The organism is Pseudochrobactrum algeriensis, assembly GCF_018436245.1.
GTDB lineage: Bacteria > Pseudomonadota > Alphaproteobacteria > Rhizobiales > Rhizobiaceae > Pseudochrobactrum > Pseudochrobactrum saccharolyticum.
Genome location: NZ_CP075361.1, coordinates 1,870,956 through 1,882,964, shown reverse-complemented (window position 1 = coordinate 1,882,964; position 12,009 = coordinate 1,870,956). Strand labels below are relative to the sequence as shown.

Below are 12,009 nucleotides of genomic sequence, written 5' to 3'. Positions count from 1 at the left end.
ATAACAGGCCGGATGATGAGTACCGAAACCGCAAAGACGGATAATCCCCAGACACCAAAGGCCGATGTGCCGATGGATGATCTGTGGCAGTCAGAGACGGCACTCATCATTCCGCCTGACAGTGCGGAAGATCTGACCCTGCATGTGGATGTGCAGGGTTTTGAAGGGCCGATGGATTTGCTGCTGCATCTGGCACGCAATCAGAAGGTTGATCTGACACAGATTTCTGTGCTGGCACTTGCCGAGCAATATCTGAAATTTATCGAGCTGGCACGCGACCGAAAGCTGGAGCTGGCTGCCGATTATCTGGTGATGGCGGCATGGCTTGCCTATCTCAAATCGCGTTTGCTGATCCCCAAAGTCAAAGATGAAGACGGTGAGACCGGCGAACAGCTGGCTTCCGTCTTGCAATTCCGGTTGAAACGGCTTGAAGCGATGCGTGATGCGGCGGGCAAACTGGTCAATCGTGACCGGCTGGGGCGCGATGTATTTGCCCGTGGTATGCCGGAAACGGTGCTGGTGGAAAAGACCAGCCTTTACAGCGCTTCGCTCTATGATCTGCTCACGGCCTATGCCTCGCAGCGCCAGAGACAGGCGGTTTCCCATGTACAGATTGCCAGGCGCACAGTCTGGTCGCTGAAAGAGGCGCGGGTGCTGCTGGTGCGCATGGTAGGTGAATTGCAGGACTGGGTGGCGCTGGATGCGTTTCTGCTGGATTATATTGCGCGGCCGGAAGACCGTGCTAGTGCGATTGCCAGTTCCTTTGCCGCCAGTCTTGAGCTGGTGCGTGAAGGGCGGATGGAATTGCGCCAGAATGCAGCTTTCGAGCCGATTTTTGTACGCGCTGCCGAACGCAAACCGGTAAGCAGTGTACCCGATGATCTGAAGACGGATCGCGAAGATAAGGATGAAGCGTGAGCGAGACTGAAATTTTGACAGCTGCTGAGGCTGAAATGCCGATCATATCTTCAGATGATGCCAATCCGTCCGTGCCGTCACGCGAGGCGCTGGGTGATGTGGTGCGTATGGTTGAGGCGATTATTTTCGCGTCTTCCGAGCCGGTGACGGAGAAAATGCTGTCGGAGCGACTGCCGCTGGATGTGGAACTGTTGCCGGTGCTGAAAGTGCTGCAAAGTGAATATCGTCTGCGCGGCGTCAATCTGGTCAAGGCCGGTGACGGCTGGGCGTTTCGCACAGCATCGGATTTAAGCTTTCTGATGAGCCGCGATCTGGTCAAACAGAAGAAACTGTCGCGTGCGGCGCTCGAAGTGCTGGCAATTATTGCTTATCATCAGCCGGTAACCCGTGCGGAGATGGAAGATATTCGCGGTGTGGAAACTTCAAAAGGCACATTGGATGTGCTGATGGAAACCGGCTGGGTGAAACTGCGCGGCCGCAGACGCACGCCGGGACGTCCGGTGACCTATGGCACGACAGACAGTTTTCTGGATCATTTCGGTCTAGCAGAGATTCGCGATCTGCCGGGTATGGATGAATTGCGCGGGGCAGGGCTGCTCTCCGCACGCCTGCCTTCGAATTTCTCTGTGCCGGTGCCGAGTGTGCGGCCGGATGAGTTGCTGGCGGATGAAGACCCGCTGACTGCCGGTGATATTGAAGAGCTCGGTCTTTTCATGCCGAAGGTCGAGGATGAACAAGATAAATAGCCCTTTTTCGCTGCTGTTACTGTTAAAATTGTCATAATTCTGTGCTTGTTAACTTTTAAGCAGCGGCGGGGTTGCAGCCATTTCAAACAGCGGCAGGTTACCGGATAAGGGCTTCAGCGGAGTTCTGCCGGATAAATGTTTTTTATTTTTGTAACTATGCTGTAGAACAAAGAGAAATTTCGCCGGTTCTGTTTGAACAATGCTGTGATTGCGCTTAAATAGAGACTGAATTTGGATAATCCTGCTCCGGTATGAATATGCCGCGAGAGCATTTAGGGGATATAAGATGGGTAGTTTTTCGATCTGGCACTGGCTTATTGTTCTGGCGGTTGTGCTGCTGTTGTTTGGCCGCGGCAAAATTCCTGAACTGATGGGCGATGTTGCCAAGGGCATCAAAAACTTCAAGCAGGGCATGAACGAGCCTGAAGAAACCGATGTTGCTTCTTCCAAGACCATCGACAATGAGACCGGCGAACAGGTCAAGCCGACGAAGAAAACGACAAAACTGTAATTACAGATCATTCTGCCGGACTGTGCCGCCTTATGCGGCGCAGAAAGACTTTGGCCACGCGTTCGCTTTGAACGCAGGCCAAAGGCGGACAGATGGTGAAATGGAACGCCGATGTTAGATATAGGCTGGTCGGAGCTTCTGGTAATTGCGGTTGTTATGATCGTTGTTGTCGGCCCGAAGGATCTTCCGAAAATGTTGCGCGCCTTTGGCAAGGCAACAGGAAAGCTGCGCGCCACGGCGAACGAGTTCCGGACGCATTTTGATGAAGCACTGCGCGAGGCAGAGCTGGACGAAGTCAAAAAGACAATTGACGGCGTGAAGCAATATGACCCGCGCAAAACGGTGACGGATATTTTTGAACCGGTGCGCAGCGCCGGTGATGATTTGCGTGCCAGCCTGAATAATGCATCGCCGAAGCCGGAGGAAACACCGGTCGTGCCTATGGATTCGCCGCTCGATCTCTCTGAAATCAAAGAGGAAGAGGCGAAAACGGCAACGCCTGCTGCAAAGCCTTCAGCTGCTGTTACCGAGCCTGCTGCTGCAGAACCGGTGAAAAAAGCCGCGAAACCCAGAGCTTCAAAAGCTGCGGCTGACACAGCGGCAAAACCTGCTGCAAAGAAAGCGCCGGTAAAAAGCGATTCTGCGGTTAAAGCTGCACCGGTAAAGCAAACCGCAGAGAAAAAAGCTGCCGCGCCCCGTGCAAAAGCCGCAGCGAAAACAACAAAAAAGACAGGAACTGAGCAGTGAGCAGTGATCAGGATGAAATAGACCAGAGCGCTGCGCCTTTGCTTGAGCATCTCATTGAGCTGCGCCGCCGCCTGATCTGGTCGATTGTGGCCTTTTTTCTGGCCTTTGTACTCTGCTTTGCTTTTGCCAAGCATCTCTTCAATTTGCTGGTTCTGCCTTATCAATGGGCGCTGGACTGGGCAGGGATGGATCGCAGCAAAGCTGCATTGATCTATACTGCACCGCAGGAATTCTTCTTCACGCAGGTGAAAGTGGCGATGTTCGGCGGTCTGGTTCTTGCCTTTCCGATGATTGCTTCGCAGATTTACAAGTTTGTTGCGCCCGGCCTTTATAAGCATGAGCGTATGGCATTCCTGCCGTTTCTGGTTGCCTCGCCTTTGCTGTTCCTGCTGGGTGGCGCGCTGGTTTATTTCTTCTTCACACCGATGGTGATGTGGTTCTTCCTTGCCATGCAGCAATCGGGTGCGGATGGCGAAGTGCAGATTTCCCTGCTACCGAAAGTGTCGGAATATCTCAGCCTGATTATGACGCTGATTTTCGCCTTCGGTCTGGTGTTCCAGCTGCCGGTTATCACATCGCTGATGGCCAAGGTCGGACTGGTGACTGCGCAGGGCCTGCGGGATAAGCGCAAATATGCGATTGTGATTGCCTTTGTGGTGGCTGCCGTGCTGACACCGCCGGATCCAGCAAGCCAGATCGGTCTTGCTATACCGGCAATCCTGCTCTACGAAATCTCGATCTGGCTGGCACAGATGATTGAGAAGAAGCGCGCTCAGGCCGAAATTCTCAATAATCTCACACCTGCAGATGATAATGAGCAAAAATCGTCCTGATTTTCGTATCATGTGATAGAAATTGAAGGCAGCATTTATGCTGCCTTTTCATGCATTGCAGCGGATCAGTTGTGATCGTGTTGCGATATAAGAGCCTGCCGTAACCGCTTGTTGTGATTACGGTGAACCTGAACCTAAAAATAACGGTACTTCCAATGCTGGACATTAAATGGATACGCGAAAACCCTGAAGCTCTTGATGCTGCTCTGCAAAAGCGCGGAGCCTCTGCTGTATCCTCCGATGTGTTGGCGCTGGATGAAGCCCGCCGTCAGCATATTGCCAAGGTGCAGGAAGCGCAGGAGCGCCGCAATGCCGCCTCGAAAGAGATCGGCAAAGCGATGGGCGAAAAAGATATGGCGACCGCTGACCGCCTGAAGGCGGAAGTTGCCGAACTGAAAACCTTCCTCACCGAAGCGGAAGAAGAAGAGCGTCGCCTTGATAAAGCGCTGAATGATGTTCTTTCGAGCCTGCCGAATGTGCCTTATGACAGCGTTCCAGTCGGTAAAGACGAGAATGACAATGTCGAGACACGTCGTGTCGGCAATATCCGTAATTACGGTTTTGAACCGAAAGAGCATTTTGAACTGGGCGAAGCCCTCGGTCTGATGGATTTCGAGCGTGCAACACGTATGTCCGGCTCACGTTTTACTGTGCTGAAAGGTGCACTTGCGCGTCTGGAACGTGCGCTTGGTCAGTTCATGCTTGATCTGCACACCACAGAACATGGTTATTCTGAAACTATGGTTCCGCTGATGGTGCGTGATGATGCGGTATATGGTACAGGCCAGCTGCCGAAATTCTCGGAAGATCTGTTCCGCACCACTGACGGCCGCTGGCTGATCCCGACAGCGGAAGTGCCGCTGACCAATCTGGTCAATGGTGAGATTGTGGATGGTGCTGAGCTGCCGATGCGTGTGACTGCGCTGACGCCTTGTTTCCGATCAGAGGCTGGTTCTGCCGGTCGCGATACACGCGGTATGTTGCGTCAGCACCAGTTCTGGAAAGTGGAAATGGTATCGGTCACTGATGCGGAAAGCTCGGAAGCCGAACTTGAACGCATGACCGGTTGTGCTGAAGAAGTTCTGAAGCGTCTCGGTCTGCCATTCCGCACTGTTACACTTTGCACCGGTGATATGGGCTTCGGCGCGCAGAAAACTTACGATATTGAGGTGTGGCTGCCGGGTCAGAACACATTCCGCGAAATCTCCAGCTGCTCGGTCTGCGGTGATTTTCAGGGACGTCGCATGAATGCGCGTTACCGTGCTGCCGGTGAAAAAGCGACCCGTTTTGTTCATACGCTGAACGGTTCCGGTGTTGCTGTCGGCCGTGCGCTGATCGCTGTGATGGAAAATTATCAGGAAGAAGATGGTAGCATCACCATTCCTGAGGCTCTGGTGCCTTATATGGGCGGCATGACTCGTATCGAAAAAGCCTGATATTCAGGTGTGTATTAAGGAAATGCCGGAGGCGGAAATGTCTCCGGCATTTTTATTTCTTCGCATTATCTCTGAATTTACAATTTTAAAGGATGATGCTGCCTGATCGGCTATAAATCTGACTTCGGGCAGGGTTCATGAATATTCATATGCAGGCAAATACGGGCAAATATCGCATGAGCGGCAAAGAAGGTTTTGCCTCTTTTGTATTGCGTATGCGCAGTCGCGGTTTGCACGATCCGCGTTTGTTTGCAGCAATTGAAGCCACGCCGCGTCAGCATTTCATCAATTCCGCCTATCAGGATTTTGCCTATAGCAATCGTGTTTTGCCGCTGGCTTGCGGCGAATCAATTGAGGGGCTGGACGATCAGGCGCGTTTTCTTTCGGCTTTGTCGCTTGAAGCGGGACATCGCGTGTTGGAAATCGGCACAGGCTCGGGTTTCACTGCCGCTGTCATGGCGCGTCTTGCTGCGCGTGTGACTACGATTGAGCGTTATAAGACTTTGGCAGAAGCCGCGCGTAATCAGTTTCAGGCGCATCAGATCGAAAATGTTGTTTGCAAACATGCAGATGGCCGCCATGGTGTAGCCGGTGGTCCTTATGACCGCATTATCGTCTGGCTGGCTTCGGATGCAATGCCGCGGCAATATCTGGATTTGCTGGCAACGCATGGCGTGATGATTGCACCGGTCGGGCAGGGTGACGGGCAGCAGGTCATGTGCCGCATGGCCAAAGTCGGCAGCCGTTTTGAGCGTGAAGACCTGATGATGGTGCGTTATCAGCCGTTTATCGAAGGCTCTGCTGCGTTTCTCTGAAACTTCGGCTGATTTTATTTCCCGGATTTTATAGTTGTCGCAGTGCTCTGACAGGCTTCGGAGCAGCATGTCGTGTATCAAATTTGCCTGATTTAGCGATTATGGTATCCGTTTGATGAATCTTTTAATTTTTTTACAGCAATTTTAACCAGCAGGTAACATTAACGCGCTTTAATAAGTCTACTTAGAGTTTCGGGTATGGACGGGTTGAATATGCGTAAAAAAGTTTTGCATCATGCGTCCGAGCGTCTTCTGCGTCATAGCGCGGTCATCCTGCTTGCAGGTGTGGTTGCTGGCTGTAGCGGGGATATGACACGCTTTACGGATGGCCTTACGACTGGATCGACGAATAATCAGCGCGCGATTATGCAGTCACAGAATCAGTCCTATCAGCAGAATAACGGCGCGGATAATTATCCGTCGATGCCGGCTGCGCAGCGTGTGGCTTCCGGTAATGTGCAGCGTAACGAGTTGCCGCCGGTAGGAACTGCCGCACCGATGGGCGCTGCACAGGTTGTGCAGAATAATGTTCAGAACTCTGTTCAGTCCGTGCGCGATCAGGCGACACAGCAGGTTGCAATGGCTGGCAGCAATATGACCAATGCTGCGGCAAGTTCGGTTAATAATGCGATGGTGCAGCCGGGTGAAACACTTTACGGCGTTGCCCGCCGGTTTAATGTGTCTCCGAATGATCTGATGGCTGCGAATAATATTACTGACCCGAATATGCTGCGGGCAGGGCAGACACTGACAATTCCGGGCGTTAAAGCCGCTGCCGGCGGCGCATTGGTTGCTGCTGCCAATGGTGGTACGCAGACCCTTGGTCAGTTGAAATCAAACGGTACACAGGCTGTTGCCAATGCTCAGCAGGCTGCGACGAATAAAGTGAATAATGCTGTTGCCAATGCAGGCGCAAAAGTAGCTGCTGCGACCGGCGGTTATACTGTGCAGAGCGGTGATACGCTGCATGCGATTGCCCAGCGCAATGGTGTGACGGCTGCAGCTCTGAAACAAGCGAACGGCATGAGCGACGGTACAATCCGCGTCGGTCAGTCTTTGGTGATCCCTGTTGCGGCGACTGCTGCAGCAACGCAGGTCGCCGCTGTTGCAAAGCCGGTTCAGGCCGCGGTTGATACGACAGTAAAAACAGCTTCAACCCCGCCTGTAGCTGCAAAACAGGTGCCGGATGGCAGCGTGAAACCTTATACACCGCCGCAGGCGAGCAATAAGGTGATTGAAGAAGCCGAGCAGGATGTCGCCATGGCACCTTCTGCAACCGGTATCTCGCAGATGCGCTGGCCGGTACGCGGCAAGGTGCTGACCAGCTTTGGTCAGCGTGACGGCGGTACTGTGAATGACGGTATCGACATTATGGTGCCGGAAGGTACGCCGGTTAAAGCAGCCGAAAATGGTGTGGTTATCTATGCCGGTGACGGGCTGAAGGAATTCGGTCAGACTGTTCTGGTGCGCCACGAAAATGGTCTTGTGACTGTCTATGGTCATAACAGCAAGATCAATGTGCAACGCGGTCAGAAAGTGCGTCGCGGTGAGGAAATTGCCCGTTCCGGTATGAGCGGCAATGCAAAATCGCCAAAGCTGCATTTTGAAGTGCGCAAGAACTCAACGCCGGTTAATCCGTCGAAATATCTGGAAACATAATTCCCGGAATATAGAGCGCCATGTGCCATGCAAAGGACGTTCCAACTCTTTAAAATTATGCTCTGAATTGAAAATAAGCCCGCTGCATCATGCAGCGGGCTTTTTTGTTTATGCATGAATGGAAATGCCGAGCCTGCCGGCCAGATCCTGCACATATTGCCAGGCAACACGGCCTGAACGGTTGCCGCGTGTGGTTGACCATTCAAGGGCTTCCGCATGCAGCTTCTCAACCGGATAATTGAAGCCGTAATGCGCAGCATAGCCGTCGACCATGGCCAGATAATCATCCTGATTGCACTTGTGGAAGCCAAGCCAAAGGCCAAAACGGTCGGAGAGGGAGACTTTTTCTTCTGTTGCTTCAGACGGATTGATAGCGCTGGAACGCTCATTATCAATCATTTCACGCGGCATCAGATGGCGGCGGTTGGATGTGGCATAGAAAATCACATTGTCAGGACGACCTTCGACACCGCCTTCAAGCGCAGCTTTTAATGACTTGTAAGATGTATCGTCATGGTCGAAGGACAGGTCATCACAAAACAGTATGAAACGGTAGTCGCTCTCTTTGATGAGATTCATCAATACCGGCAGGCTGTTGATATCTTCGCGGTGAATTTCAATGAGTTTCAGCGGCTTTTCAGCGGTTTGATTGACTGAAGCCTGCGCGGCCTTGACCAATGAGGATTTACCCATGCCGCGTGCACCCCAGAGCAGTACATTATTGGCGGGCAGGCCGCGGGCAAAGCGCTCGGTATTGCTCACCAGCTGGTCGCGCACATGGTCAACACCATGAATGAGGCCGAGATCAACGCGGTTGACCTTTTTGACCGGTGCCAGTTCAAGGCGGGAGGGCTCCCAGACAAATGTATCGGCACTCTCTGCCTGCAATGGTTTCGGGGCAGGTGGTGCCATGCGCTCAAGAACAGCCAGCAGCTGATCCAGTTTTGCACTCAATATTTGCTCAGTCGTGTTCATTTTAAAGCCTGTATTCTATCCGCGGCACTCTTGTATCCGGTCCTCAGACTTATGACGGGATGCAAGAATGCCCGGATTTTAAGTAAAGCACTTGAGCTGTAGCTACCGGCTTTACCGGACTGTTTCTGTTTGCTTCTTAAAGACTGCCTTCAAGAATAGTCTGACTTTAGCAAGATTATTGTCTTTGAATAGTACTCATGGGTACGGTTGTGTGAAAATATTGTATTTGTGCCTGTAGCCAAGGCCGGAGTGAAAAAAATGATGGCCGCACTGGTAAAGTGGATTAAGAATTTGCATCTATGGTTGCATAACGGCGTATAACCGTTGTAATGCGCAGTGAATAAATTTGATGCATGCCGGTGAAATATGACGGCTTTGGCTACATAATTCCCTAACCCGCAATCGGTTTAAGGAATTCTGCAGCCGAGAAGCATCGGACAGTTTTCAGTTTGACGAGGAGTCACTTTCATGTTTGTTACCCCTGCTTACGCTCAGGCCGCCGGTGGTGCCGGTGGCGCGGATATGCTGATGAGCATTCTGCCGTTTATTCTTATTTTCGTTGTTATGTATTTCCTGATTATCCGCCCTCAGCGTAATCAGATGAAAAAACGCGGTGAAATGCTGACCAATATCCGCCGCAATGACACAATCATTACCGGTGGCGGCATTATTGCTAAAGTTACCAAAGTGATCGACGACAATGAACTGGAAGCTGAAATTGCTGACGGTATCAAGATCCGCGTTCTGCGCTCCACCATCGGTGATGTGCGCACCCGTGGTGAACCGGTTGCCGACAACAAGAACAAGTAAGCTTATTGCTTATTGTTATTAAAGCCCGCTTTGAGCGGGCTTTTTTATTGGTCTGAATATATAATTTGATGTGCTGCAATAGCGCATCATCAGCTTAAAATCTGCGCCATCCGCCTGTGTGCCTGCTGAGATTTGTACGAATCACGTATAAGATCAGAAAATGAGGTGGTGTAAGCAGAATTTGCCGTGTTTTATTCGGCAGTTATTCTCAAAAACATTACTGTTACGTCTGATCCTGTCTGTTTTGCGGATTTGCTGCAAAGCGGCATCAATTTTACGGATGGATTGCCGATGCTCTATTTCCCGCGCTGGAAATCGGTACTGATCTGGCTGGTCGTTCTGGCCGGTTTTATCTTCGCATTACCTAATTTCTTTTCCGATCAGCAATTGTCGGGTCTGCCTGACGGTTTCCCGAAAGGGCAGATTATCACCGGTCTTGATCTGACAGGCGGTACGCGCGTTGTTCTGGCATCGCCGAAAATTACTGCAGAAGATCTGGATAAAAGCGCCGCCGTTATGGCTGATCGTCTGTCTGAGCTGGGCTATGATAATGCCCGTATCAATGTGCAGAACAAAAACCAGATACGCGCTGAAGTGCCGGATGTTTATGATGCACAGCTCATCAAAGATCTGCTGAGCCTGAAAGGCGATATCAATTTCCGTCAGGCGAAAATAGTAACGACACCTGATCCGCTGGCTGAAGGGCTGGTTCCGCAGGATTCGGAAATCATCTATTCATTTGATGATCCGCCGGTTGGTTATATTGTTAAAAAAGCACCGGTTCTTACCGGTGAAGACATTGCCGATGCGGAAGTCGGTGTAAATACAGCGCAGGATTCAGTAATTACCATCTCCCTGACGGAAGAGGGCACAAAGGATCTGGCTGATTTTACGACCAAAAATACCGGCTCTGTTCTTGCTGTTGTGATTGATAATCAGATTGTGTCGGCTCCGCGTATTCAGGAAGCGATTACGACCGGCAATCTGCAGATCACCGGTGACTTTGATCTGGAAACATTGAGCAATCTTGGTGTTGTTCTGCGTTCGGGACCGCTGGCGGCTCCGGTTCAGGTTCTGGAAGAGCGCAGTATCGCTTCGGCGCTTGGCCAGAATTATACAAGCTACGGACTGATTACTGCACTGAGCGCGCTTGTGGTTGTCGCCCTGTTTATGGTGCTGTCCTATGGCCTGCTTGGTCTGATCTCTGTGATTGCGCTTGGCGTCAATGTTATGCTGATGATTGCCGTGGTGTCATTCTTCGGCGTTGCAGTCGGGTTGGCAACCATTGCCGGTCTGGTGCTGACAATCGGTATGGCGGTGGACAGCAATATCCTGCTGTTTGAGAAAATGCGTGAAGATCGCCGTAACGGTTATTCTGTTGTACAGGCGATTGAATCCGGTTTTTCCCGTGCGCGTGCCTGTGTGGTGGATGCCAATCTGACCACGCTGATCGCGGCATTGGTATTGCTGATGTTCGGCAGCGGGCCGTTGCATGAATTTGCGATCATCGTGACCATTGGTGTTGCGACGTCACTTTTCACAACCTACACCTTCTCCCGCCTCCTGATTTCTCTCTGGGTTCGCCAGTCGAAGCCAACAGTGATTCCGGCACGTTTCCTCAAGCTGGTGCCAACCAATACCAAAATCGGCTTTATGAAGCTGAGCGGCATTACGGCAATTATCTCTGCCGCTGCCTGTGTTGCTGCCCTCGTGTTTTATTTCACCATGGGTTTGAATTACGGCATCGATTTTGATGGCGGTTCTTCCGTTGAGCTGCAGTCGCGTGAAGGGCCTGCGGATCTGGATGATATTCGTTTGCGTCTGTCCGAGCTGAATATTGACGGTGCGCGGGTGGTGCAGGGTAAAAATGAAAACCTTGCCGAATTGCTGATTGGCTCGCAGGATGCCGGTGATGATGCTGAGCAGACTGTAGTTGTGAAATTGCGCGACGAGTTCGAGCAGGATTATGATTTCCAGCGCGTTGAAGTGGTTGGGCCAACGGTTTCCGATCATTTATCGCGTATTGGTAATGCAGCGCTCGGACTGGCACTGATCGGCGTTTTTGCCTATTTGTGGCTGCGTTTCCGCTGGCAGTTTGCTGTCGGTGCCGTGCTGGCAACAACGCATGATATTATCATTATGATTGGTGTTTTTGCGCTGTTCCGCTTTGAATATAATTTGTGGAGCCTTGCGGCGCTGCTGACGGTGATCGGCTATTCACTTAACGATACGGTGGTCGTGTATGACCGCGTGCGTGATAATCTGCGCCGTTATCCGCAGACGCGGGTCAGTATGCTGGTGGATGCCGCGATCAATCAGACGCTGTCCCGTACAATTCTGACCTCACTGGTCACGCTGCTGGCGCTGATCCCGCTCTACATCTTTGGCGGCGCGGATATTGGTTCCTTTGCAGTGATGATGTCGCTGGGGATTATTATCGCGACCTATTCGTCGATCTATATTGCGGGGCCGTTGCTTTGGCTGCTCGGCATCAGACCGTCAGATGTCAGCGAAAACGCGGAACCACAAACCGCAAGCTGAGTAATCAGCAAAATATAA

At 51.7% G+C, this 12,009-nt stretch carries 11 protein-coding genes; 10 read left to right on the top strand and 1 reads right to left on the bottom strand.

The window, feature by feature from the left end; all coding sequences use genetic code 11:
* The first annotated feature begins 15 nt into the window (after window positions 1-15).
* The 8 genes from KHQ09_RS10850 (at window position 16) to KHQ09_RS10815 (ending at window position 7,665) form a co-directional block, all read left to right on the top strand.
* Window positions 16-918, top strand: a complete 903-nt coding sequence (locus KHQ09_RS10850) for a segregation and condensation protein A (protein WP_022711489.1) — start codon at window positions 16-18, stop codon at window positions 916-918.
* A 35-nt stretch (window positions 919-953) separates the two neighbouring features.
* Window positions 954-1,664, top strand: a complete 711-nt coding sequence (gene scpB, locus KHQ09_RS10845) for an SMC-Scp complex subunit ScpB (protein ID WP_151159353.1) — start codon at window positions 954-956, stop codon at window positions 1,662-1,664.
* Window positions 1,665-1,950: 286 nt separating this feature from the next.
* Complete coding sequence (locus KHQ09_RS10840; RefSeq protein ID WP_022711486.1) at window positions 1,951-2,175, top strand: twin-arginine translocase TatA/TatE family subunit; 225 nt, start codon at window positions 1,951-1,953, stop codon at window positions 2,173-2,175.
* A gap of 111 nt (window positions 2,176-2,286) precedes the next feature.
* Entirely contained in the window at window positions 2,287-2,922 is a 636-nt protein-coding gene (gene tatB / locus KHQ09_RS10835; RefSeq protein ID WP_213630833.1) for a Sec-independent protein translocase protein TatB, read from the top strand.
* A complete protein-coding gene (gene tatC, locus KHQ09_RS10830) occupies window positions 2,919-3,755 on the top strand; it encodes a twin-arginine translocase subunit TatC (protein ID WP_022711484.1) in 837 nt (278 codons plus the stop codon). The genes tatB and tatC overlap by 4 nt, the downstream gene beginning before the upstream one ends.
* Before the next feature lie 155 nt (window positions 3,756-3,910).
* Window positions 3,911-5,191 carry a serine--tRNA ligase gene (serS, locus tag KHQ09_RS10825; RefSeq protein WP_022711483.1) on the top strand — a complete coding sequence of 427 codons (1,281 nt, stop codon included), beginning with the start codon at window positions 3,911-3,913 and terminating at the stop codon, window positions 5,189-5,191.
* A 137-nt stretch (window positions 5,192-5,328) separates the two neighbouring features.
* Window positions 5,329-6,006 carry a protein-L-isoaspartate(D-aspartate) O-methyltransferase gene (locus tag KHQ09_RS10820; RefSeq protein ID WP_022711482.1) on the top strand — a complete coding sequence of 226 codons (678 nt, stop codon included), beginning with the start codon at window positions 5,329-5,331 and terminating at the stop codon, window positions 6,004-6,006.
* 423 nt (window positions 6,007-6,429) lie between these two features.
* A complete protein-coding gene (locus KHQ09_RS10815; RefSeq protein ID WP_420801477.1) occupies window positions 6,430-7,665 on the top strand; it encodes a LysM peptidoglycan-binding domain-containing protein in 1,236 nt (411 codons plus the stop codon).
* A gap of 108 nt (window positions 7,666-7,773) precedes the next feature.
* Here the strand turns inward: KHQ09_RS10815 and KHQ09_RS10810 are convergent, their stop codons facing one another.
* Window positions 7,774-8,640, bottom strand: coding sequence for an ATP-binding protein (locus KHQ09_RS10810; RefSeq protein WP_075654874.1), 867 nt, complete (start codon window positions 8,638-8,640; stop codon window positions 7,774-7,776).
* A gap of 468 nt (window positions 8,641-9,108) precedes the next feature.
* Between KHQ09_RS10810 and yajC the strand changes: the two genes are divergently transcribed.
* On the top strand, window positions 9,109-9,450 hold the full coding sequence (gene yajC, locus KHQ09_RS10805) for a preprotein translocase subunit YajC (protein ID WP_022711479.1): 342 nt from the start codon (window positions 9,109-9,111) through the stop codon (window positions 9,448-9,450).
* A 291-nt stretch (window positions 9,451-9,741) separates the two neighbouring features.
* Window positions 9,742-11,991 carry a protein translocase subunit SecD gene (gene secD, locus KHQ09_RS10800; RefSeq protein ID WP_213599945.1) on the top strand — a complete coding sequence of 750 codons (2,250 nt, stop codon included), beginning with the start codon at window positions 9,742-9,744 and terminating at the stop codon, window positions 11,989-11,991.
* Window positions 11,992-12,009 lie beyond the last annotated feature (18 nt).